General features: G+C 41.7%; 19 protein-coding genes. 8 read left to right on the plus strand and 11 right to left on the minus strand.

Features of this window, described 5'->3' with window-relative positions; all coding sequences use genetic code 11:
• Window positions 1–1544 (minus strand): ABC transporter substrate-binding protein (locus BP896_RS01950; RefSeq protein WP_422653014.1); only part of this gene is annotated, 1544 nt, incomplete at its 3' end.
• Window positions 1545–2015: 471 nt separating this feature from the next.
• On the opposite strand from BP896_RS01950, the gene BP896_RS01955 reads away from it, so the two are divergent.
• Entirely contained in the window at window positions 2016–3263 is a 1248-nt protein-coding gene (locus BP896_RS01955) for a right-handed parallel beta-helix repeat-containing protein (protein WP_291765110.1), read from the plus strand.
• A 332-nt stretch (window positions 3264–3595) separates the two neighbouring features.
• On the plus strand, window positions 3596–4792 hold the full coding sequence (locus tag BP896_RS01960; RefSeq protein WP_291765112.1) for a mandelate racemase/muconate lactonizing enzyme family protein: 1197 nt from the start codon (window positions 3596–3598) through the stop codon (window positions 4790–4792).
• A 5-nt stretch (window positions 4793–4797) separates the two neighbouring features.
• Here the strand turns inward: BP896_RS01960 and BP896_RS01965 are convergent, their stop codons facing one another.
• From BP896_RS01965 to BP896_RS01990, 6 genes are all read right to left on the minus strand, one after another.
• Window positions 4798–5805, minus strand: coding sequence for an RNA-guided pseudouridylation complex pseudouridine synthase subunit Cbf5 (locus tag BP896_RS01965; RefSeq protein ID WP_291765114.1), 1008 nt, complete (start codon window positions 5803–5805; stop codon window positions 4798–4800).
• 42 nt (window positions 5806–5847) lie between these two features.
• Window positions 5848–6162 (minus strand): 50S ribosomal protein L14e, encoded by a 315-nt coding sequence (locus BP896_RS01970; protein ID WP_291765116.1) that lies wholly within the window; start codon window positions 6160–6162, stop codon window positions 5848–5850.
• Between the two features lie 134 nt (window positions 6163–6296).
• A complete protein-coding gene (locus tag BP896_RS01975) occupies window positions 6297–7076 on the minus strand; it encodes an HAD family hydrolase (protein WP_291765118.1) in 780 nt (259 codons plus the stop codon).
• A gap of 23 nt (window positions 7077–7099) precedes the next feature.
• Entirely contained in the window at window positions 7100–8323 is a 1224-nt protein-coding gene (locus BP896_RS01980) for a TiaS agmantine-binding domain-containing protein (protein ID WP_291765120.1), read from the minus strand.
• Between the two features lie 81 nt (window positions 8324–8404).
• A complete protein-coding gene (locus tag BP896_RS01985; RefSeq protein WP_291765122.1) occupies window positions 8405–11185 on the minus strand; it encodes an MMPL family transporter in 2781 nt (926 codons plus the stop codon).
• Between the two features lie 395 nt (window positions 11186–11580).
• A complete protein-coding gene (locus BP896_RS01990) occupies window positions 11581–12165 on the minus strand; it encodes a DUF4443 domain-containing protein (RefSeq protein ID WP_291765124.1) in 585 nt (194 codons plus the stop codon).
• Window positions 12166–12354: 189 nt separating this feature from the next.
• Here BP896_RS01990 and BP896_RS01995 point away from each other — a divergent pair, with 189 nt between their 5' ends.
• Together BP896_RS01995 and BP896_RS02000 are read left to right on the plus strand one after the other, a co-directional pair.
• On the plus strand, window positions 12355–13932 hold the full coding sequence (locus BP896_RS01995) for a hypothetical protein (RefSeq protein WP_291765126.1): 1578 nt from the start codon (window positions 12355–12357) through the stop codon (window positions 13930–13932).
• A 102-nt stretch (window positions 13933–14034) separates the two neighbouring features.
• Window positions 14035–14220 (plus strand): 50S ribosomal protein L37e, encoded by a 186-nt coding sequence (locus BP896_RS02000; protein WP_291765129.1) that lies wholly within the window; start codon window positions 14035–14037, stop codon window positions 14218–14220.
• A gap of 12 nt (window positions 14221–14232) precedes the next feature.
• Here the strand turns inward: BP896_RS02000 and map are convergent, their stop codons facing one another.
• Together map and BP896_RS02010 are read right to left on the minus strand one after the other, a co-directional pair.
• Entirely contained in the window at window positions 14233–15147 is a 915-nt protein-coding gene (gene map / locus BP896_RS02005; RefSeq protein ID WP_291765131.1) for a type II methionyl aminopeptidase, read from the minus strand.
• 52 nt (window positions 15148–15199) lie between these two features.
• Window positions 15200–17620, minus strand: a complete 2421-nt coding sequence (locus tag BP896_RS02010; RefSeq protein WP_349681917.1) for a valine--tRNA ligase — start codon at window positions 17618–17620, stop codon at window positions 15200–15202.
• A 357-nt stretch (window positions 17621–17977) separates the two neighbouring features.
• Here BP896_RS02010 and rrp41 point away from each other — a divergent pair, with 357 nt between their 5' ends.
• The gene (rrp41, locus tag BP896_RS02015) at window positions 17978–18703 is read left to right on the plus strand and encodes an exosome complex exonuclease Rrp41 (protein WP_291765244.1); all 726 of its coding nucleotides are present in this window, start codon (window positions 17978–17980) and stop codon (window positions 18701–18703) included.
• Window positions 18700–19539, plus strand: coding sequence for an exosome complex protein Rrp42 (gene rrp42, locus BP896_RS02020; protein WP_291765133.1), 840 nt, complete (start codon window positions 18700–18702; stop codon window positions 19537–19539). The genes rrp41 and rrp42 overlap by 4 nt, the downstream gene beginning before the upstream one ends.
• Window positions 19540–19560: 21 nt before the next feature.
• Here the strand turns inward: rrp42 and dnaG are convergent, their stop codons facing one another.
• Window positions 19561–20940 (minus strand): DNA primase DnaG, encoded by a 1380-nt coding sequence (gene dnaG / locus BP896_RS02025; RefSeq protein ID WP_291765135.1) that lies wholly within the window; start codon window positions 20938–20940, stop codon window positions 19561–19563.
• Window positions 20941–21345: 405 nt separating this feature from the next.
• On the opposite strand from dnaG, the gene BP896_RS02030 reads away from it, so the two are divergent.
• On the plus strand, window positions 21346–21723 hold the full coding sequence (locus BP896_RS02030; protein ID WP_291765136.1) for a hypothetical protein: 378 nt from the start codon (window positions 21346–21348) through the stop codon (window positions 21721–21723).
• 139 nt (window positions 21724–21862) lie between these two features.
• Window positions 21863–23215 carry a glycoside hydrolase family 57 protein gene (locus BP896_RS02035; RefSeq protein ID WP_291765137.1) on the plus strand — a complete coding sequence of 451 codons (1353 nt, stop codon included), beginning with the start codon at window positions 21863–21865 and terminating at the stop codon, window positions 23213–23215.
• A 43-nt stretch (window positions 23216–23258) separates the two neighbouring features.
• Here BP896_RS02035 and BP896_RS02040 read toward each other — a convergent pair whose 3' ends face one another.
• Window positions 23259–25943 carry an alpha-L-rhamnosidase gene (locus tag BP896_RS02040; RefSeq protein WP_291765139.1) on the minus strand — a complete coding sequence of 895 codons (2685 nt, stop codon included), beginning with the start codon at window positions 25941–25943 and terminating at the stop codon, window positions 23259–23261.
• Window positions 25944–25992: the final 49 nt, after the last annotated feature.

The following is a 25992-nucleotide window of genomic DNA, read 5'->3' on the forward strand; positions in this document are numbered from 1 at the left end:
GCTTGAGCAACAGGAGGTATTAATCCCTTTGGTGCAAAAAGCCCCCACGTATTTACACTGAATGGTTGGTTACCATATCCCCATGGTTGATACTCTAGGAATACTGCCAGTAAGCCTGGGTAATTATCGTATACATACGGTAGAAATAACCAGCCTGGATCCATTATAGAGTAACTGAATTCAAATGGCCAATACTTATCGTAAAGCGGTAGTATTGGTACATAGTAATGGAACCATGCGAAAATCACACTTAATGCTAGGTCATAGCTTGATGAGCCGGGTGAGACCGAAGTTGCATATGATTGCCAGTTGGTTAGATTAATGTAGCCTAATGTTGAATTAATACAATTAACTATAGTACCATTGGGCACTGTTGAGCTTATTGGAACAATAACTGGAGTACATGTGCCATTAGGCCACTGGAATGGGAATACACTATGGTTTGTTCCTGCTGAGATTGCATTACCTTCTTCCCACCATGGCCAATTAGTCCATATCCACATTGTACTATAGGATGGTGCATTGGCTAAGCCATTCATTATACCCTGATATTGGCCATTAGGAAGTATATCGGACCAGAATACGCCTGAATCGATTGTCAATAGCTGTGAATTTATGCCGAATGCATCCAATTGCTCCACAGCTGCTTGACCCATAGTATCCCAGTCAGTCCAACCACTAACATCAGTAACCATTAGCTTCAATTGCGTGCCATTTGGTGTGTACCAGTATCCGCCCTTCTTATAGAAGCCTAGGCTCTGCAGTATTTGAGCAGCCTTTGCTGGATCATAGGAGCATGGTATAATGAACTGCCTAACACTTGGTGGAAAAGTGACCACTGTTTCTGGAACTACAGGCTCAGGATAATAATCAGGCTTAGCTAGAGATAAACCCCATGCAGCAGCTACAGCAGTCCTATTAATAGCATAACATAAAGCTTCCCTAACCTGGGGGATACTGTATGGGTAAACCCATGGGTTAATTGCAAAACCTATAGTATTGTATGCTGGTATTGTTAACGTTGAATACCCACTGGTACTATTAACAATACTTAATTGCGCCTCTGAAAGAACAGCACCTGTGTAATCTATCTTGCCAGCCATTATATACTCCAGGGTTTGCGTATTACTGGTGGTGCCTAATTCTACTATTGTTGGGTCATAATAGTTCCAGTCATTGAATGGAAATACTTGGGCCCATGCGTTAAGCAGATTCTGCGGCACTAAAGTGAATTTAAGAGCTGATGGGCTAATATAAGTTAGGTAGAAGGGGCTAAGTGACCAGTATGGGGCCATGTAAGTTGTTATATTCTTTTGACCAAATAAGTATGCTTCACTCATATTCATAGTCTTTAAGTCATTAACTGCCCACTTCCAAACAGGCCATGGTGTGTAAATGTATGTTGTTAACACCATCTGTAGAACATAAGGTGTCCACTTCTGGAATAGGAATTGTATTGTGTAGTTGTTTGTAACTCTAATATCCTCATTAACAAGCGAATAGTTAATCCATGAAGTATAGCTCTTAAAAGCCTTAACCTCAATGTAGAAGTAGGCGTAGACATCCNNATTGTGGCTGAACCATTATACCAGTATAGGCCCTTCCTAAGGTAAATAGTGAGTAATGCAGAATCATTTGGAAAAGTTTCCAGAGTCCAATTTTGCGCAAGTATTGGCCAGAAGCTCCCTGAAATTGCATTATATGCCGCTAACGGCATATAAGTCCATACTGCGCCAAGTAGATTACCGGGAGTGAACGGATTCCATGCAGGGAATCCTGATGTTAACGTTATTACTGGGCCACTACCAACTATTTGGGGCTTACTTTGAGCGTAAGCCATATGCGCCATGTAAAGCCCTATCACCGATACTATTACTAGAGCTATTAGTGCTCCTTTAACCTTATATGAACGACTCATAGGTAGGCACCTACACTTGATATTTTTAAAACTTTTCTCAGCGCAATATACAATATTTTTTAAAAAAACTTAAAAACCTTTTATAAAATATGCGCAAATGGTGGATATCTCTAAGAGGAAGTATTTAAAAGCATCAATACTGGCAGGTGCCTTAATGGCAGTTGGAGGTGGTGCATATTTCCTAGGTTCCCATAATCCCAGCAATATTCAGAGTAATACTGGTGTTGAACAATATCCTACATCTAAGGCAAGCTACATTATAATGCCTGAAGATGGAGTATATAAAGCGTATAATACATTAACGCACTCCCCAGAGTACTCCAGTGGTGATGCCGGCTCAGTAATACAGTATGCCGTTAATAAGCTTGGTTCAAGTAATGGTGGCGATGTAGTGCTTAAGAGTGGTAAGTACAATGTATCATCAACAATAGTGTTAAAATCTCACGTAAACTTAATTGGTGAAAATGGTGCGGTACTTGCAATTAATACTGGTAGTGATGGTATAATTATTAATGATAGCTCATCCTTTGTTGAGGTTAGGGGGATTACGATTTACGGCCAAGGTCCTGTTGTGCCAGGTGCCTTAATTAGGGTTCAAAGGCATGCATATAGGGTTACTTTAACTAACATTGAGGCGTATAATTACTATGATGGTATAGTTATTGAAGGCGCTTACCCACCTAATGATAATTGGGGAATCTTCATATCAAAGGTTCACATATCGAATAGTTACCATGATGGATTAGCCATATTAGGTTATGGTAATGTGTATTTTATACAAGACACTGTAATAGCGGAGTCAGGGAATAACTGCATCACACTGGAGAATACTGCAGATGGCGTTATGGCATTCAGCAATATACATTGCTTTGACAGTGTTAATTATAGTGTGCATGCTTATAATACTGATGGTAGGCTTGTTCAACATAAGCGTTTCATAGCAGTAAACTTCGAGGGTTTAAGCCAACATCCTAAGTCTGTTAGGTTTGAGAACTGCATGAATATTGCACTAATAGATTGCGAAGTCGCTGGAATGTGGAATAACGGTGTTGAATTCATTAACTGCAGTGACTCTAAGATAGTAGGCAATAGAATAATTAACAATAGCCTAGGCATGCCAGGCAATTATGCAGGTGTATACGTTGAGAACTCACGGGAAATAATAGTAGCAAACTCCTCAATATATGACACTAATCCCCCACAGTATAAGACTCAGGGTTATGGTATAATGGAAAGCGGCTCCTCTGATTACAACGTATACTTAGGTAACGTCCTAAGGGGAAACTCAGTTTCACCATATAAAGTTACAGGTGCTAATAATGTTGTGGCTAATAACATTACGTAATTCTCAATGAAGAGCTTAGTATTCCATTTCAACTTGAAGATCTTTAAAATAAATATTGAGTTTATAATCGGAATTTAATACATGCGCTAAAGTATATTATTAAAAGAGCAAAGATTTAGAAACTTAAGAATCCATATACCAATTAAGGTTAGGTCTTTAGAATCTCATTTGTATTTCTAAGGAAGATTAGAGTATGAATAACTTAAGGATCCCTTATGACTCTTCACCTTAAATACAAAATATTTTAATGTCCTTGTTGAGTGAATAATGCATTAGGGTCATTAAGTGATTATGTAGTAATGTTTAATATTAGGGTTTACGGGGTTCTGAATATGGTTACTATTAAGGATGTGGAGGTTTACCCGGTTAGTGACTTGGCTACAGCTAAGGCAAGCCCATGGGCCTCCGTTTCAATAATAGTTAAGGTTACTACGTCTGATGGGCAGGTGGGTTATGGTGAAGCAGTACCAACCCTGAGGGTTAATCAGGTTGTTAAGGCTATTGAGGAAGTTAGGAGGCTAGTTATTGGTAAGGATCCATTTAGGATAAGTTACATTTATCGGGAGTGGTATAAGCATGACTTCTACATTAGTAGATCCTTTGAATCAGCTACAGCATATAGCTCAGTGGATATTGCACTCCATGACATACTAGGCAAGTACTATGGCGCCCCCGTGTATCAGTTGATTGGTGGTTTAATTAATGATAGGGTGAAGGTCTATGCTAACGGCTGGTACTCAGACTGCGTTACCCCTGATGATTTCGCCAAGAGGGCTAAGGAGGTTGTTTCAATGGGATTTAAAGCCATGAAGTTCGACCCCTTTGGCCCATACTTTGACTCAATGGATAAGGTTGGCTTAGAGGAGGCTGTGGAGAGGGTTAGGGCTGTTAGGGAGGCTGTGGGTAAGTATGTGGATATTCTTATTGAGGTTCACGGTAGGTTCAATGTTAATACCGCTGTGCAAATGGTTAAGGCAATGGAACCTTTTGAACCATTATTCATTGAGGAACCAGTCCACCCTGACTTAAACATGGAGGGGCTTGGTAAGGTTAAGAATGCTACAGGGGTTAGGATAGCCACTGGTGAGAGGATTATAAGTGTTGAGGAGGCCCTCCAGTTAATTGAGAGGGGGCTTGTGGATGTTCTTCAACCAGACATAACTAATGCCCTAGGCTTCACTGGGATGAGTAGGATTAGGGCATTAACTGAGGCTTACGGCATAGAGTTGGCGCCGCATAATGCCTTCGGCCCAATCCAACATGCAGCAACACTTCAATTCGATGCAAGCGCCTTCAACATACTGATTCAGGAAAGCTTCTATGAGTTTTGGCCTCAGTGGAAGCGTGGCATAATTAATGATGCGTTTAAGCTTAATGAAGGTTACCATACAGTACCCAGTAAGCCAGGCCTTGGCGTCACTGTAAATGAGAGGTTACTGGAGGAGTTGAAGTTCACTGGTATGGAGCCTTTCCATGAGGAGGAGCCTGTGTGGGTGATTAAGGGTACGTGGAGGAGGTATGGCTCCTAGTTAGGCTACGTAGCCTGCTTACTAGTCCTCCTCCAGGTTGATGGGTAAACACCCCTGGGCATAATAACCCTAGTTGGCTTTGCCACAATTCCCTTACTCATACTGAGTATCTCATCCGTTGATACTACGGATTCCGCTAACGCCACTAACTCACCTTTAAGAGTCATTAAAGCCACCAATTGGCCACTCCTAATACCCTCCTCAACCTTAGCAACCCCTGGTGCCGCTAGGGATGCACCGTGGGCTATAGCATCAACTGCAGAATCCCTAATGTAGATTCTAGGTAGGTGAATAACCATCTCCTCCACAGGTCTAATTAACCTCCTAAGCAGTGACTCATCACCGTAATCCCTCCAAAGTGAGTAGGCTTCCCTTAACGTGTTTAAGTTAACGGCATTCTCCTCCCTGAAGCAACCAACCCTAATCCTCCTTAACTCCCTCATGCTTGCCCCAACGCCTAAAACCTCACCAATATCGTAGCATAGCTTCCTAATATATGTTCCTGACTCAACATCTGCTTTAAAGAGGACATACCTACCGTCAAACTCCATTATGTCTAGGCTATAAATTGCCTTAACCCTAATCCTCCTCTTAACTGCACTCTTGAGGGGTGGGCGTTGGTATATTTTACCTGTGAATTCCCTAAAGACTACCTTAACCCTCTCCTGGTCCACATTAGAGTGAAGGAGCATAACCCCCACATACTCCTTATCAACATTACCTATACCCTGCAGCACCTTGGTTGAGTCACCTAAGGCTATTGGGAGGACGCCAGAAACCCCTGGATCAAGCGTACCTGAGTGCCCAGCCTTACTAATGTTAAGCAGCTTCTTAACCCACGCAACAACCTCGCTACTGGTTGGCCCCCTTGGTTTATCAAGGATTATGAAACCATAGTTAATGTACTCCTCAATCCTCCTTTCATAAGGATTAACACCATATCTTGGGTCAGTACCCTCATCCACCTTAACCTTAATTATCCTTTCACCACTGCAGTTAAGGGTATTTAACATAAGCCACAGTTTCCTTCTCTTGAAGGATTTTTAAATAATCATTCACTTAGTTACCTTAACTGTAGGCACCATGAATAATTTAGGCTGAACACCCTTCTTCATAATGTCAACAAGCCCGGCCGCCTCAATGGCCTTAGCCACTTCTTCATCTGAGGCGCCCTTACTTATCTCAACCCTGTACTCTGTTGGTTCAAGATGCTTAACGTTGGTTCTCCTCCTCTTAACGCCAGTTAAGTTTTTAGGCCCCGTGACAATTACGAACCTCTCATCCACTATATCAACTACAACACACATTTTCCCAGCTTCCTTACCTGCCAGCTTAACGCACACCCTTCCAACATCGAAAACCTTAGGCATGACTAAGCCTTAGAGGCAAGCCTTAAAATGCTTTATGGTACTTAAACCGCTTACGTTAACCTTAATCCTCACGTTAACATTAGGTAATGGTAAGTTAAAGGCCATGATCATGAGGAGTTGCCAGCCCCCTTTACTTAGCTGCACTTAGTTAATGCATCCACTAGTGTGAGGACGTCCTTTGTTCTCCTTATTATGTATGCCTTACACTTAATTGCCTCATATGGGCTTGAGTTAACTGGTGTATATACGCCATCTGGGTCGTAAAGAACCCCTACTATGCCGTACATTAATGCCCCAACGAAATCCTCCTGAATATTATCACCCACATGAGCTGCCACATCCGGTATCCTATCACCAACCAGTGAATTTATGAGCGTTTCAAATATTATTGGGTGTGGTTTGGGGTAACCTACCTCATCTGAGAATACTGCGTAGTCTATGAATCTCCATAGGCCAAACCTAGTTAAGAGCGCCCTAGATACTCTACCTGGCCAGAATATGACGTTTGAAACTATGCCCACTAACCAATCCTCCTCCTTAAGTATACTGAACACTTCCTCAACACCCTCAATAACTTTAATGTTCTGTGAATTAATCACTGTGTCAGCTATAATGGTTTGGAGATCGTTAACCAGCCTGTTTGAGAAGGGTATACCGTACCTCTGCCCAATCCTCTTAACCAACCTCCTAATGTTTTCAGTGGGTGGGGTGTATAGTAGGTTCATGACTCTGTTGACCCTAACCTCCCTTTCCATTAACCTATAGTAATCAGTAACCACACTTGAATCCACTGAGTAACCTACCTCCCTATAGTACTTGCTTATTGCCTCACCAATCTCCTTAATTAACGCATCCCCATACTCAAGTACAGTCTGGTACACATCGAATGTTATTACCCTTGTTTTCTCAGCCACAGTTAACTCTCAATGGGTAGTTTTTAAATTATCCATAAGGAAGGCCTATTAAACACCTTAACTAAACCCTCGAGGCCTATTCTAGCGGTAGGCTTATGAAGATGCCTAATCTCAGCCCCCCTCGGCTCCTCTAGTATGAGTTCACTGATGTAGTTCATTAACCTAGGTAGCCCAGTAATTAATCCACATTTAGGGCATTTAAGTAACCCTACTCTACCTGCAGATTCAAGGTTACTACCACACCTTGGGCATCTTGGATTCTTAACAGTATCTTTAATCATTAACGCAACCCCACCCTCCATGTATAGGTCTAGGCTATTGATTCCCGGTTTAAACCCACCGTAGGCTATTAGGTAAGTGGCCTTATCAATGCTTTTAAACCCATAATGCCTATATGAGAAGACTAGTGTTGAATTAACCTTGGCCTCAATATTACCACCCTCCACAGGCCTCACTTCATCCACTGAACCCTCAACGTAACCTGTTGTGTACGGCTTATTGACAATACTGTTAAGATGATGCCCAGTGGCTTGGTTTGTTAAGTAGATTAACCACCTTGGTTCAGCATCTATTTCATTCATAAGCATTGAAGCGAAGTGAATAATGTGGTGTGGTGAATCACCCCTAATCCCAAATACCACTGGGTCATTTCCATGAGGCTGTATTAAAACGTAATCACCACTAATGTTCTCGAAGGTTAATGGGCTTGTTGAATCACTCAGCTTCCTAACAAGGTTAATGGGAATGCTTGGCTTTGGGGCTGATTCACTGTAGGCCAGTAACTCCAGGGTTGAATCTAGGCTTAAGTCAGCCATCACTGAGGCTAAGGCACCAACAACCCCCCTACCACCCCTATAAACCACACCCAGTTTACTCATCCACCTAATCGCCGTATTAAGGGGGATTACGTCAGTTAAAGCCTTCCAGTATATCCAATGCTCGTTATTGCTTACTGAAACCACTATACCTGGGCTAGTTTTACCAACCCTATGCGAGTATGCATCCACAGCCCATTCAGCAAGTTCCAATGCCTCCCTTGGATCATCAACATTAAGGCCCACTGAAACCGCGGCATTTCCCCTAGTCTTAAAGGGTATGTTTGGGTTAAGTCTAATTAACCGGGGGTAATTGATAATCCTCCATTCACCCCTAGTTTTAAGGAATTCCTTAAGCATATTGTACATTACGTAGGTTGTGCATCCCTTATCATACGTGTCAGTGTCATCAATCCCAACCCAAGTAATCATTAATTAACACCAATAGTTCATTGAAGTGGGCTTAATTATTAACCTAACGTGGCTCATGGGTTAAATGCAGATAGGGTAGCATTATTGGGTTGGGACTACGGCACTTTGATTAACCCTTATCTTTGATGGCCACCAATTATACTTACCTGCCAGAACCATTATGGCAGGCATCACAGCTGGCCTTATTAGGAATGCGTCTATTAAGACGCTTAAACCAACCGTGAACCCTATTTCCCTAAGTATATACAGTTGAGAGACCATGAGGCTCATGAATGCTATAGCCAACACTAATGCGGCACCTGTCACTATTGGGCCAGTATTCTCAACGGCAGTTAATATTGCCTCCAAGTCACTCTTACCCTTAGTAATCTCCTCCCTAACCCTCGTTACTATGAATATATCATAATCAGTGCCAACGCTCGTGAGGAGCGCGAAGAGTATTATTGGTAGTAGCCAGTATGTCTCAACCCCAAGTAGCTTATAGAATATTAGTTGACTTACTGCAAGTGACCAGGAAATACTCATCATCACCGTGGCCAGTAATCTTAAGGGAACCACTATGCTCCTTAGGGCTAGGGAGAGTAGTAGTATGTTTAATGCAATTATTAGTATTGTTATCTTATAGTAGAATTGATTCTCAAAGACCTTGACGAAGTAGTACTTGTTTGCAGCATCCCCGCCAATGATTACCCTAATACCGTATTCATTAGCAACTTGGTTAGCTAAGCTGGTTAGCTTCACGTAAACTGGAATTAACCTATCTGAGAGGGCGTTATAGCTTGTGGTTACTTTAAGTATGGCGATTGAAGATGAATTATAAGCCAAATTAACACTCCTAGTGAAGTTAAGGGAACTAATTATGCTTTTTAATGATTGTAATGCCTCAACATTATTTGGCTCAAGGATAATGTATTGCGTTGATTCAACGTAATTAGGGAAGTAATGCACCAGTACCCTATAGGCGTATACTGACTTAATATTGGGCATTAATAGGAGTGGGTCTGAGGTAACTGGGTTCTCAATAATGAAGAGCATTGAGAAGGCCGTGGGTACTAGGGCAATTGCAATGATTAACCAAGGCCTCCTCAATGAGAATCTAGTTAATTTAATAATCACACTTGTGCTTAATTCCCTTGTAGATGACTTAAGGCCCATTGGCCATAGGATCCTATCATTCATTAGTATTATCAATGAAGGCAAAACAACCGTTGTTGCAAGTATGATGAAGGCAACGGTAATTATGTATGATAAGCCAATTACCTGAATATACTGGTAATTTGAGGCTATAAACGAACCTAGGCCTGCAGCCACAACACTACCTGAGGTGAATATGGTTGGTATTGTGAAGCGCCTTATAGCCCCTAAGGCTTGTGGTGTATCAAAACCCCTCCTCCTCTCCTCTAGATACCTCCCAATAATTAGTAGGCTATAGTCAACCCCAATACCGAAAACTATGGGTGATATCATGTATACTGTTAGGTAATATACTGTTAACCCCATTTTACCAAGGAAGTAGACAACACCAAGCACTGCGCCGTAGGATAATATGAGTATCATTAATATGATTATAGGCGCCACTAGTGTGCCTAATACGAAGAGTAGCATCAATAGTACTGAAACACCACTGACCTCATCAATCATTGGTACATCCTTCTCTATTATTTCCGATAATTGGCTTAAAACTATGCTTGTTGAGAATGGGTAAACATAGTCATAATTAGTAAACAAGTTATTAATCTCCATATCATTAGTGGAGTTAACGATAACCAAGGCATACCCACCTGAATATAATGAACCATTGGTAATGTTATTTGCGTAAGAGTAGGCTGGCTTCCTGTATATTGATAAAACAATGAAACTCAGTGAATAATTAAGTTCATTAACCGTAGTATTTACCTGGGACTCATTGGCACACGCTAATTGAATTAAGTATGGCTTAAGTAGTGGAGGCGTTGAGTTAATAAACCATGAAGCCACTAGCCTAGCGGTAAGGGTTCGTGGAGGATTAGGGCCTAGGGCAATCATGGGTAAAGCCAATGGATTACTCTCGCTTAAATTCCTCAATATTGGTACGTAGGTATTATTTATTTTAACCAATGTTAAGTGGTATGATGTTGAGAGAGCCCACTTAATTAGGCTTATGTTTAAGCCGTAAATAGGCAGGTTACCCACTGAGTCGTTTAGGGACTTAATGAAGTAGATCAAGTATGGTTTAAGCCAACTTGAGTAATTACCATTATTAAGTAGGGCTTGCCCAGTCTCATTTATAACCTGCCATACTGAGTATGAGTAATCCATAGTGGATAGATTCGTGAAGAAGCCCTTTACAAATAATGTAAAGAAACCGCTAAATTCTCTTACCGTTGATGTGTAGTTATTAAATGTAGAATAATATTCATTACTAATATTATATAGTTCACTACATAATGATGATTCATTAGTGTAAATCTTCTGTATGATACTGGTGTAGTTACTTAGGTATTCCTTTACAGTTTCATTAGTGATATTATAGTAGTGGTTAATAATCTTATCATAAACATTATTTAAATCGTAATAGGTTAAGTTAAGGGACCTTAATTCACTATCAATGGCACTTAACACGTAACGTGAATTATTAACATTACCTACGTAAACTGGTATTACAACTAAGCCCGCTTGATTCCCTAAATACCTATTAACTATGTTAGAGGCTAATGATGCCTCCGTCCAATGTGGAAGTACCTTACTATCACTGTACACCAGTATCTTAAATGCTGATGGAGCATAGGGAATTAGGGCTACTATAAGCATGATCCAAGCCAATACAATCACTATGCTTAACGCAACTCTATGAGCATTGAAACACCAGTGCCTATAGCGCATTACTAATAAATAGTTTTCCACACACTTAAGTATTAATAGAGTGATGGGAACCTTAACTGAAGGCAATGGCAGTATTTTAGGTGCATGCACAATTGAATCATAGTGATCTACGTACACAACCACGCTGTAAACCTCAATACTATATCCTTAAGCCATAATTACCCATTAAATGGCCCACCTTAAAGGGTGAAGCCTTAAGTACATGTTTAGAAATTGATGCGCTTTCCTTTTCAGTACTAATGCTTAACTAGACTTAAACAAAAGCTACCTTAATCTGGGTTTAAAGAGCCATAGGTAATTAACCATGAACCTATATAGTAGGTAAAACCGCTAGATTAAGGAATTAGCTTCATCATTAATTAACATAACCCAGTGAAGCCTTAGTTAATGAATTTTTAATCTAAGCCACGGCTCATTTCCGTTATTGATACTGCCTTAGCCATCTCAATTAATCCCCTTAATGAATAGTACAGTGTTCTCCCACAAACCGCAATCACATATGTACTGCAGGGGTACGTTGACTTAATTCTAGTTGCTAACTCAGGGCTGTACCTCTCTACTGTTAAGTCTGTTAAAGGTATGTTTACGCTTGTGCAGTCTACATGCATTATTAGTACCGCATCACCACCATTCTTTACACCAATATCCCTTAACTCAATAATATTGACCCCAATTGGCCACCTCATTAATCCACCCATGACGCAATAGTTGTATTTCCTTCTAAATACTGGTGTTAAGTCAATCTCCTGAATATTGATTATACCATAGTTATTGAGCAATTCATTTAATTTTCTAATTCCACCATTAGTTAAAACTGAACCAGACCTTGAGGATTGTATTAACCCAGCTTCCTTAAGTTCCCTTAACCTATCCTTAATTACACCCTCCCCTATTCCAAGTAAATTAACCAAGTGGTATCTACCTGTTCTACCTCTTAATTTTAATGCGATCATTATTATTAATGAATCCTCAGTATGCATAGGTAAATTCATTCCTCACCGGTTTTAAGATTTTTCACAATAGGCATATAATTAACTTAACCTTAAGCCAATTCCCTATACGCTACTGGGGCATTATTAATTACTTAGCATAGATAAGCCAGTGAGGTCATCACTAAATACTAGGGTATTTAAAGGCATTGTGAATTAAAATAGATAGAGCATCTATATGTGGAAAGGCTTTTACAATTCAGTATATGTACCTTATTCACGAGAATTAGGGTACTGGTTAGGTTGCTTGGTTTATATGCCAGGGAGAGGTATAGTAAGTGGAGTATGATAATTATGTATACTTCAGCCGCCTTAATGCTAATGCTCCTTACACTACCCCTCATGCTTATTATTCACGGTGAATCAATTAGAATGCTTCAAACAGCCGCTGAATCATATCCAGTTTACGTATCACTGTTTCTTGCAGTAATGCTTACCGTGAATGCATTATCGAGGAGATTTATAAGTAGGGTTATTATTCATGATCCTGGTTCACAACCATTATCAGCATTATTAACTAGGACTGAGGTCGACTTCGTATTATCTAGCCCCTTTAATGTAAACGCATTAATCGCCATTAAACTGGTGGTTGATTACATAATCCCCTATACACTCATTATTACATTCGGTTCACTGCTTTCACTATTATTAACATTAATGAGCATTCATGACTCATTAATTCTTATTGCACACATTATCATATACATAATCAATGTAATATTATTATCCACCCTATTGGGTTTAGTTAACTTAATGATACCAAGGGATAATAATCACTATATTGATGTAGTGGCGCCTGCCACCGTATCGGCATACCTACTTGCATCATCATTAATTAACCCAAGCCTAAACCCACTACTCAACATGAGTAATATCATTCTAACACCCATACTGCTGCTTGCAATTATGCTTACATTAATACCTATTCTGGGCTTAACCAAATTAATATATACTGATGCATATGGCTTACTGCAACCTAGGAGTAAGTTAAGTAGTCTTAAAAGTTCATTTCCCCCCAACTACTCAACCTTCAAGATTATACTTAATACTTCAGTTAGGCAAGGCTTCAAGATAGCATTATCAGCATCAATAGTGGCGTTCCTAGCATTAACAAGCACTACACTAACCTTAACCAACCACATAATGCGGAGCCTAGAATTCCTGGTTTACCTACTTGGCTTCTTCATAGCCTACGTGCACACATCAATACTCGGTGGTACATTGGCCCAGGAGAGGCTTTGGATTAACTTCATGGCTATGGATGGGTTAACTTACATTAGGCTTAGGATGCTTTCAAGATTAATAGTAACTTACTCATCATTAGCACCCATTATAATTTATTTACTGATACTATTCCTGATTACTGGATCACCATTGGTACTGCTTGAGGCGTTTTCAATAGCCTCCATGCCGCCGTTGACTGTGCCCACATCCTGGATAATAATGGCTGAGGCTAAATTACCTCAATCAAGGGGATTAATTGAGGATAATCTTCATAGAAGCAACGTTAAGGTTTTGATCCTACTTGGCTTAATGTATGGTTTAGCTGGGTTATTTCTACTACCGCTGGTTGTAGAGAACATAATGGTTACTACCGGTTTAATACCCATTAATGGTGTCTCCGGCTTCACCTTAAGCATTGGTTTAACTGAATTAATTGCATCAGCCTTATACTACCTGTTAATAATGTATAGTGGCTTCTCAGGGCATATTTGGCGTTGGTTTATTAGTAAGCTTGCGGAGAATGGTTACGTGTAGTTCAGTTAACTCTAACCACATCAATCATCAGCCATGCCAGGTTTCATCAATTAGCCGGATTACAACGTAAACCTTTAAAAACACTTACCTAAAGGTGGGCCAATGGCTAAGGGTACTCCATCATTCGGTAAGATGAGTAGAGGTAAGACGCACATTAGGTGTCCTAGGTGTGGTAGGCACTCCTATAATATTGTTAAGGGCTACTGCGCCGCCTGCGGCTACGGTAAATCAAGGAGGATTAAGCGTGGTTTAGCCAAGATTCTTGGGAGGCCAGTGGGTAATAGGTAGTTGCTAAATTCATTAATTGATTAATTCAAGAACCTTGGCTAAAGGTTCCACACCATCTTGAGTCACTATCACTGTGTCCTCGAATTGAGCCACAAAACCATTACCGCTCTCCATTAACACATTATAACCATATAAGGCACCCTTACTGGTAAGCTCATCAATAATGCTCATTGTCCTCTCCTTAAATTCGCTAACTAACCACCTTGGGGTGAAGGGCAGTTGATTAAAGTTCCTTGAAATGTAATCTAAGGCTGAATTAGCCTCCGCTGTAAGCTTCTTAACATTAGTCTTTAACAACATGTATATTGTTACCTCAGGGGCATCAGTAACCATACCTCTCCCATTGGTTGCGAAGGGTTCTATGGCGTAGACTTCACCACTAAGCATCTTAACCTTACCACCATCATCGTAATTGGGCACTGACTTACCTGCATGTAACCTGTACCTACTTATTAAGTGGCCTGTTAAGTTCCTAATGGGTTTGAAGCCAAAGCTACTAATGGTCTTATCCACAATAGCCCCAATCCTACTTAATTCAACACCAGCCTTAGCTATATCAAGGGCATTTCTAAGGGCTGTCCAAGCAGCCTTAGTTAACATTGAGTAAGCGTTATTGAAGTATACTGTTACCGCTGAATCAATAATGTATCCATCAATGTGGGCTCCTATATCTATCTTAACTACTGAATTAGGTGGTATTACCGCCTCATCACCTATCTTAGCTGTATAGTGGGCTGCAACATTATTAACATCAATGTTAGCTGGGAAAGCAGGTAAGGCACCGCCCTCCCTAATCTCGCCCTCAATCATGTTGCATAACTCCAGGATACTCATACCTGGGTGAACCCTATCAATAGCGTGTTTAAGCACCCTGTGAATAATGTCACCGGCCTGCCTATACTTCCTTAAGGCATCCTCACTCAGCATAGTAGACATGAATTCACGTATTTAATATACTTAACCCGCTTCACAATTCCAACTATGCTGAAGCTTTATCCTTAAGCATGAGCAAGTAAATTCCTTCACCAATACTCACCGCCTCAGGCGGTGGTTTAGTGAAGTTGAAGCTTACCTTATGCATTGCCTCAAGCTCCTTCCTTAATGGTTCAAGGTCAGGTGGAGCATAAACAATCGCATTCAGCTTCTCAGCTAGGCTTATCCTCATCTTATTCTTATAACCCCATATTGCGCTATTAACATTCATGAATAACTTAAGCACTTTACCCATTGATTCATCATAAGGCTCAGGGTCGCTTATAGTTTCCTTATGAACACTCACACCATGGATACCCCTCCAAATGGCGTCAGTTATGAATGGCATTATTGGGGCAAGCATCTTAATTGAGTAATCCAGAACCTTATGTAACGTGAACCATGCACCCCTCTGTTCAGCAACTGTAAAGGAGCCATCGCGGTTATATGCCCTTGACTTAACGGCCTCAATGTAGTGGTCGGCGAAAACATGCCATAGGAACTCATACACTGCGGTAACTGGTTCATACGTATCCAGGTTACTTAATCCATTTACGTAAACTCCAGCAACCCTATTGAGTTCATTTAATATTAGCTTATCCAGTAACGTTAATTCATAATTATCATTAACCTCCGGGAATTGGGAGATGAATCTAGCTATGTTCCATAGCTTAGTAACGAAATCCCTACCAGTCTTAACAATGTGCTCACTATACCTATAGTCGTAACCAAGCCTACCAGCAACCGCAGCCCAGAACCTAACAGCATCAGCGCCATATCTTTCAGCTGGGGCTAGTGAATCTATTACATTCCCCTTAGACTTATGCATTGCCTCACCCTTCTCATCAAGCCCCATGCCATTAATCCTAACATACTTAAACGGTGGCTTACCGAAGAGTAGCAGTGACCTTAACACTGAGTAGTATAGCCAACTCCTTATTATCTCATAACCCTGAGGCCTAATTATCTTATTTGGGTGAGCAACCTTGAATAGTGACTTATCCTTAGTGTACCCTGAGGCGTACATCCATGATATTGATGAGTCGAACCAAGTGTCAAGAATCCTATCATCACCTATTAATTTACCATCCCTACACTGCTCCTTAACCTCCTGGGGTGGTTCATCAGACCACGGTCTATAGTACTTACCTGGGTTAGGTAGTATTGGCTTAATGTTACCACTTGGGTTAATACAGTACCATATGGGTATCTCAGTACCATAATACCTCCTCCTACTTATGGGCCAGTCGAATTCAAGTGAATTAACCCAATCAATGAGGGCCCTCTTGTACTCAGGCGGTATGAATTCCATTTCATCAATAACCTTAAGGAGCTCACCCTTGAATTCAAGCTGCTTAACGAAGTATTCCCTAGTAACTATTATTTCAATTGGGGTCTTACAACGCCAGCAAACTGGCACAGTGTGCCTAAGGGGCTCCCTCTTAACCAGTAGGCCGGCTGCCTCAAGGTCCTTTACAATCTTTTCCCTAGCCTCCCTTATACTTAACCCATCATACCTTCCAGTACCCTTTAATTTACCGTCAGGGGTGATGATAATTCTAGTTGGTAGCTTAAGTTCATTAACTATGGCTAAATCCCTAGTGTCGCCGAAGGTGCTTATCATCTCCACCCCAGTTCCGAACTCAACCTTAACTGATTGGTGAGGTATTATTGGAACCTCCTGGTTAAATAATGGAACTACAGCATGCATCCCCCTTAACCTAACGTACCTATTGTCACTTGGATTATAGGCCACAGCCACTGTGGCCGCCAGTAGTTCAGGTCTCGTTGTCGCTATGATTAAGTCCTCACCAGTTTCCTTAACCTTAAATTTAATGTAATTCAAGTGAGTATCCTCCTCACGGTACTCAACCTCGGGTTCAGCTAAGGCTGTACCACACCTTGGACACCATATTGTTGGCCTCTCAGACTCGTAAATTAATCCCTTATTCCACATTTCTATGAACGTCGATTGAGTCATCGCCCTATATTCAGCGCTATCAGTCCCATTGGGTATGTACTCAGCTGATATGCCCCACCTCCTAAGTACCTTAACCCACTCCCTCTCATACTCATCCAACTGCTCCTTACATAACCTCAGGAATTCAGCCCTAGGTATATCCTGCATTCTTTTACCAAGCCTCTTCTCAACCTCCACCTCCACCGGTAATCCATTCCTATCAGCATACCATGGGAATACTACAAAATACCCCCTCATTCTATGGAATCTAGCTATCATATCCATTTGAGCATAGGTTGCGAATTGGCCTATATGGGGCCTACCACTCATGTAAGGTGGCGGAGTATCTATTACTATTATCTTCTCACTATAATTACCTTTACCATTAGCACCCTCTCTAGCCCAAGCTTCAAGCAAATCAAGCTCCCTCTTCACATCCCATGACTTCTCCTTAAGTTTAGGCTCCATACCAATAATAATCCCCACGTCTAGGTCCTAGGTTTAATTTTAAGCTTTACGTTAAAATCATTAGGCACAGCATCTCAATATATTGAATTCCATGGATACTTAATGTACTAAAAATTACGCTTATTTGAGAATTTCTGCATTAATAAATATTCTAATACATGACTCCTAGCTCAGCAGCTTAGGCTACTAAGTGGAAGTGAGGACGTGAATATTCACCGTCGATTAACTAAGGGTAATTTAAGGCTTAAGCCATCTGAGGCATATTTATACTTGAAGTTACGCGCTTATAGGTTAATGGCCTTATTTAATTAATCCTTAAAAATGTTTAAATGCTAGTCAAAGGGTGGTTTCAAGATGGTGAAGCAATCGCCCATACCTTTGCTAACTGACGGTAAGAGAGTTGATGGTAGATTACCTGAAGAGCATAGGCCAGTCACAATGCAGGTTGGCGTATTACCTAACGCTAATGGTAGCGCCCTAGTGGCTTACGGTAATACTGTAGTTTTAGCAGCAGTGTATGGGCCTAGGGAACCAATACCAAGGTACATAACTGTTCCGGATAAGGCTGTTGTTAGGGTTAGGTACCATATGGCCCCCTTCAGTACCGATGATAGGAAGAACCCAGCACCAACTAGGAGGGAGATTGAGATTAGTAAGGTTGTTAAGCAGGCCCTTGAGGCTGTGGTGTTTCTGGAGCAGTACCCTAAGTCAACTATTGATGTTTTCCTTGAGGTGCTTCAAGCTGATGGAAGCACTAGGGTTACTTCAATAACCGCAGCCTCCCTTGCCTTGGCCGATGCAGGTATACCAATGAGGGATCTTGTTGTTGGGGTGTCTGTGGGTAAAATTAATGATACTGTTATCGTGGATTTAAATAAACTTGAGGATAATTACGGGGACGGTGACTTACCCATAGCCATAGCGTATAGGAATAATTGGGTACTATTAATGCAGCTTGATGGCGTGTGGAAGCCCAGTGAGGTTAAGAGGGGTCTTGAATTAGCCTTTAAGGCGGCTGAAAACATTTATAGGAATATGAGGGAGGCTTTAAAGGGAAGATACATGGCGGTGGTTCAACAATGAGTAGTTACCCATTTGAAATAATACCATCCCTCAGGAGGGATACTTTAAGGAGGATGATAAGTGAGGGTAAGAGGCCTGATGATAGGCAGTTAATCAGCATGAGGGACTTAACCATAAGGGTTGGGGTAATTAAGACCGCTGACGGTAGTGCGCTCGTTAACCTAGGTAACACTAAGGTGATTGCAGGCATTAAGTTTGAGTTGGGTAAACCATTTGAGGATACTCCAAATGAGGGTAACCTAATAGTGAACTTGGAAACTCCACCATTAGCTGCACCAACCTTTGAACCCGGCCCACCTGATGAGAATGCCATTGAGATTGCCAGGGTTATTGATAGGGCGCTTAGGCATAGTAACTACATACCTTTAAGGGACTTAACCATAATACCAGGTAAGTCAGTTTACACCATGTGGGTAGACATCTACGTACTTAACCATGATGGTAACCTAATAGACTCCTCAATGCTTGCTGCAGTTTCAGCTATTGCCAATGCGCAGGTACCAAGGGCTATTATTGATGGGGAGAACGTTAAGCTGGATAAATCAACTAAGATACCTTTAAACATTAATCCCCAGAACATGCCCTTAACGGTAACCTACTATAAGATTGATAAGTACCTAATAGTTGACCCAACCCTAGAGGAGGAGGTTATGAGCGATGGTAGATTCACTGTGGCTTCAGATGGGGAGAACATTGTTGCACTACAGAAGGGTGAAGGCTACTTCACGCCTGAGGAGATTGACTCAATGATAAATAATACACTGAGTATTGTAAAGGACCTTAAAGTTAAGGTACTTGAAATGGTTAAAACACCAACCGGTTCACTATTATTTTAAAAGAAGCTATTTAAAATAAATTCACTTGTTAGTAACGTCATTGAACGTTAAGATAACCATATCTGACGGTACCTTAGCGATATTACCTATCCTAGTCATTATAAGCATCTTAATGCCTCTACCTACTGCCGCATCCACAAGCCTCTGGGTACCTACACCATCAAACACGATGGCGTATGCATCATTAACCTGCTGAAGGGTATCAAGTAGGTCCCTAACTGGAACCCTCTTTAACACTGCCCAATTCCTATCATATATTATAGCTTCTAAAGTGCCCGATAATTTACTAATCTCATCAATAACATTAGTAGGTAATTGGGGAACCTGCTGAGTGGACTGTTGAGGAGCCACTTGAACCTGGCTCTGGGTTTGGGCAGGAACCTCAATGACCTGCGCCTGCTGCGTAACTTGAACCTGCTGAGATTGAACCTGTTCCTGAATTTGCTGAATTGGTTGAGTGGGTTGCGTGGATTCAGGCTGTGGCTGGGGGGAAGGTGGCGCCGCTGAGGGTGCTTGAGCCTGCTCAACCTGCTTCTTACTCTCCTCAATTATTTGCCTATCCTTCTTACTTAACTGATTAATGTACTCCTCAACAGGCATTTTATTCCTAAGGGCCTTAGCAATTTCCTTAGCCGTCAACTGCTCAACCTCCTTACCCGGTGGAGCTCTGGCTATGTAATCTATGTCAGCAACTTTAAGCAGCTCCCTTAAGACCATTTCACCACCCCTGTCACCATCAGTGAAGGCTATTGTAGTCTTCCTACGGCTTAACTCAATAACAGTCTTAGGTATACCACCACTTGCCCCCTCTATGGCTATTACATTCCTATAACCATGCTTAATCAAGTTAATTACATCAGCCCTACCCTCAACGATTATTACCGTATCTGAGGATTCCACATCAGGCCCAGCTGGTAAACCCTCTGGACCATATGACATAACCTCACCCTGCTTAACCTCACCGAGGAACTTATCCATAAGCTCCTTAGTGTCAGGTATGGTCTCCCTCTCAATGAGCTTAATTAACTCCTTAGCCCTATCAATTATTAGCTTACGCTTCTCACTCCTCAGATCCTTAATGGAGCTAACCTGGAACTTGGCGTTATATGGACCAACCCTATCAACAGTCTCAAGCATAGCCGCTATTAAAGCGGTCTCATAGTGATCCAGGTTTGATGGTACGTAAACCTTACCCACTGTCTTATCACCCCTATGTTCAACCTCAACCTCAATCCTACCAATCCTACTGGTGTTTTGAAGTTCCCTTAAATCCAAGTCAGAGCCCAGTAGGCCCTCTGTTTGACTAAATAAGGCACCTATTATGTCTGGTTTATCCACGGTGCCCTGTACCTCAAAGCCAAGTTCTATCAGGTACTTGGCTGATATTGTTAATGCACCCATTAACACCACCCAATAGCAACCACATGAGTGGCTACCTTATTAACGTTTCTAGTAATAACAAGACATTAGGCTCAATGATCAATACATAGGAGTGCGTGAGGGGAGCAAAGGGGCCCCTTAACCCTTCACAGGCCTGGGCCCCAGGTCTCCAGGAGGAGTCCCCATTACTGATGCTTACTCATATTTTTAAACCTATCCACAAGTTTAAAATATTCAGTGAGCTAACGGTACTGGTGATTAAGCGCGTTGGTCCTGAGGAATGATGAGAGACGGACGGAATGAATCACATTAATTTTAACTCAATTATCATGGCTTCACGTTATTTAGCCTAGAGGCCCTTTAACAGCACATTACTGTATTTATGGGGCTAAGCATTTTTAAATAGTGAGCTTACAGTTAGTGAATGTGCAGTCAAAAGCTATAGTGCTTAAGTTCCAGAATGGTGAAGTAATGGTGAGACTGGATATGGTTAAGTCCCCTATAACAGCAACTAGGTTACTTAACGCATTACCGGTCTCAACCCCATTCACCAGAATAGGATCACTGATAACAATACCCCTTGACTTAGGTTCATTACCAGAAACCTTTGAAGTTAAGGCTAGGAGGGGGGAATTATGCTATAGGCCTAATACTAAGCAGTTAATCCTAGCAACTGAGGACACTCAGATAGGAACTAGGATTAACCCACTTGGCATAGTAGTCTCCAACATAGATCTACTGGATTCCATTAAGCCAGGTATAGTCACAATAATTCCAATTAATGTGGAAGGTAAAGTAAAGTGAATTAACTTTAATTACCCTACCCTTAATGTAATGACCCTAAAAGGGCGACCACTTTAATAAGCGGATGCTGCTTAATCATTAAACCTTGCATTACTGAATACTGCATAAAACACTAAACCACTGGCGGGGTGTGCTTAACATGGTTAAAAACGTTGTCCTCTTCATGGAGATGCATCAACCTAGGAGACTTAATAGGCTTCTTCATTACCAATCATCAATGGAACCTCTTGACCTTTTATTTGATGATGAGCTTGATAGAATTATTTTAAACAGGATTGCAGCCAGGTCCTATAGTAAGGTTCTCGACATTATTAAGGAGGCTAATAGGGAGTATGGATTTAGGTTTGCGATTAGTGTAACTGGGGTATTGATTGAGCAGTTGAGGAGGTGGGCTCCAGGGGTTCTTGAGAAGTTAATTAACTTAATTAGGGATGATGCTGCTGAGCCTGTTGCCGAAACCTACTACCACTCCTTAGCTTACTTAATTGATGAAGGTGAATTCAGGGAGCAGGTGATGATGCATGTTAAGTTAATTGAGGAGTTGACTGGAAAGAGGCCTGTTACCGTACAGAATACTGAATTCATGTACAGTGATGATGTTGGTAGGGTTTTCTCAGAAATGGGGTTTAAGGTAACTTTAACAGAGGGCGTGGAGAGGGTCCTTGGGTTTAGGCAACCAACATACCTTTATAAGAGCCCAAGTGGCCTACTCCTCCTCCTTAGGCATTATAGGCTCTCCGATGATGTTGGTTTTAGGTTTACGAATAAGTCTTGGGACCAATACCCATTAACAGCAGATAAGTACGTTACTTGGTTAAGGGCAACTTGGGGTGATTTAGTGATGATTGGGTTGGATATGGAAACCTTTGGTGAACACATGCCTGAGGAGTCCGGCATATTCGAGTTCCTAAAGTGGATGTTTAGGCATGCTTACGAATCCGGCGTAAGATTCATAACGCCAAGTGAAGTTAAGGAGCATGTACCATCATCATATGAGCTTAATGTTAATGAGGTAATATCATGGGCTGACGTTGAGAAGGATACCTCAGCCTGGATTGGTAATGAAATGCAGTGGACATCCTTTAATCAAGTAGCCATGCTTCACGGCTTAGTTAATGAACTTGGCGATGAGTATTTAAGGAACTACGTTAGGTTACTCATGGTTAGTGATCACTTCTACTACATGTCAACTAAGCATGGTGCACCCCAGGATGTTCATAACTACTTTAACCCATACTACAGCCCCTATAGGGCCTTCACCCTGTATCAATCCGCAATACATAGGGTGCTTGACTATATGGCTAGGGTTTACGGTAATGCATCAATTACTAGATATTTGGCTCGCATTAAATTACCCAGTGAATTAGCTACCTGGGTTAAGGGTGAATCATTCGCTAAGGCTCAATGCGCCAATGCGCAATACACAGGTAGGCTTATAACTATTAATTACCCTAAGTTAATTGAAGCCTGCAATGCAATTAATCAAAAGTAAACATGAAGTATGCCTACTTTAAAAGGCTTGGATTATTGCAGCATTAGTTAATAATCCTAATAGTGAATACGTACCTTCCTGAACCAACCTCAATAATTATGCGGTTGCCCGCATCCTTAATCGATAATACCCCAGCACTGGCCTCAATGGCTCTACCCCCACTCCAAAGTACCTTATCACCCTCCCTCACTACAATTGATTCACTGAGCTTAGGTAAGTGAACCTCAGCGGTTGAGTTAACGGGTACTGTAACCGTAACCATTAATCCATCATCAACCTTACTCCACTCAACTGAGGTAAGCCCCCTAATAGTATATAATGATGCTGAACAATGCCTTAACTCACTGGGCATGTTTGGCTTAATTATTATCCTTGAGAAGCCAGGCTCCAATGCCATTAACCCAGCTAAATCCCTATAGAACCATGCATCAATACTCCCAAACATGTGGTGATTATGAGAATTCATACCAGCTCCAGTGAGCTTCTCCCACCTCTCCCAAAGCGTTGTCGCACCCTCCTTAATCATATACCCCCAACCCGGATATGACTCCTGAGTAACAGCCTTATAGGCTAAGTCAACGTAACCATACTTAACAAGAACCTCAGGCACGTACTTAGCACCAAATATGCCTACAACAAGGTGCCTATCCCAATCAACCTCAATATTATGCGCCAATACCTTAGCCAAATCACTAGCCCTATTGCCGGGCGTCATGTCTAGGTATAGGGGTAGTGCATTGCATGTTTGTGAACCACCAAGCATTCTAACAGTGCCGTCTGGGGCTGTGTACTTTGAGTAGTAGCCGTGTTCGGTTAGGAAGGCCTTATTGAAGGCATCCCTAATCTCCTCAGCCCTCTTGGTGAAGAAGCTTGCATCCTCACCGCGGCCAAGTACTTTAGCTATTTGGGCTAGTGTTAAGGTATCCCTATAGAGTATCCACGTTGATAATATTTCAGGTGGGCAATATTCAATTGAGAAAACCCTACCTGGTGGTACCCATTCACCATACTTACTGAAGTAGAGTATATTATCCTTAACCCTTGAGTTAAGGAAATTCCACCACTTCTTCATTGCATCATAGGCCTCCTCAAGGATATCCACATCACCGTAATGCACGTAGAGTAGCCAGGGAATGTAAATTAAGGCCGTACCCCAAGCCGGGTCAGCTGGGTAAGTGTTCCAGTATGGTGGTACTGTATCAGGTATTGAACCATCATCCCTCTGTGAATCAATGATATCCCTAATGAACTTCTCATAATACTTAACCATATTGAAGTTGAATACGGCTGAATCTGAGGATAACCAAGCATCCCCAAGCCAGCCCATGCGTTCATCCCTCTGTGGGCAGTCCGTCTGAATACCATTAAGCAGGTTGGCCCTTAGGCTCCACCAAGTAATCCTGTGAATATCATTAATTATTTTACTTGACGCCGCAATTGATCCAGTTGGCTCAAAGTCCGTTTGAACAATAACTGCCTCAACATCATCAATAGATGGCACACTTGGGTAACCGGTTACCTCAGCATACCTGAAGCCATGGTAAGTGAATTTGGGTTCAAGAACCTCAACACCCCTGCCACCTAATATGTACGTGTCAGTAGCCTCAGCGCCACGTATATTCTCAACATTAAGCGACCCATCAGGGTTAATGACCTCACTATGCCTAACCCTAACCTCAACACCACTACTCCCCCTAACCCTCAACCTAACCCAACCAGTTATGTTCTGGCCAAAGTCAAAAACATAAACCCCAGGCCTTGGATTATAGTACTGCATCGGCTTTAAGGTGCCTTTAACCTTAGTCCCAGGGATTGCAGCAGTTGACTTAAGCTTACCACCTGGTGGCTTAACCACACTGCATTGTACCCAATTGGAGTCATTGAAGCCTGCCTTATCCCAGCCGTAAGGCTCCAGCCTAGCATCATACCTATACCCATTGTATATATCATCGTAGAGTATGGGGCCTTTACTTAGGCATTTCCACGATTCATCAGTATTAATCGTGATTACTGACCCATCACTCAACTTAATCCTAATCATTGCATTTGCCTTAGGTTCATCATAATACTTGAGACCTGGTATTTGAGCTCGATTAGGTGAAACAGGCCCATACCTCCCCCTACCGAGTATTAGGCCAATGGTGTTTTCCCCACTCTTAACTAGATTAGTCACATCATATACGCTGTAGTAGACTGTCTTATCGTACTCACTCCAGGGTGGGTCAAGGGCTCTATCCCCAACCTTCTCACCATTTATCCTAAGCTCATAGTAACCTAACCCAGTTACGTAGGCCCTAGCCTCAATAACATTACCCTCAATGCTAAAACTCCTCCTCAGTAATTGACCCCCACCAATCCACTTACCACCCCACTCCTCAGGCTTAAGCACTGCTGTTTCAAACCATTGAACATCACTCCAATCCCCCTCAACACCCCTTGAATCCCATGCCTTAACCCTCCAGTAATACCTAGTGAAGCTGCTTAAGGGTGGCCCATTATACTTAATGACTTGATCCCTTGAATCAACCTTACCGCTATCCCACACATCCCCAACACCCTTAATTGCATTCTCAAGGCTGCTACTCACTATTACCCTATAGGCTGATTGATACTGCCCCCTCTCCTCATGTTCAAGAACCCAGGAAAACCTAGGCCTACCCTCATCAATACCAAGGGGATTAACCGTGAACTCAACCCTAGCATCAATAATTCTTAAGCCGTGAACCATACTATTTAACCCAGAGCCGGTTATTTAACGAATCCGCTTAACAGGTTTA

Origin of the sequence: Caldivirga sp. UBA161, from assembly GCF_002506515.1 — an archaeon.
Lineage (GTDB): Archaea > Thermoproteota > Thermoprotei > Thermoproteales > Thermocladiaceae > Caldivirga.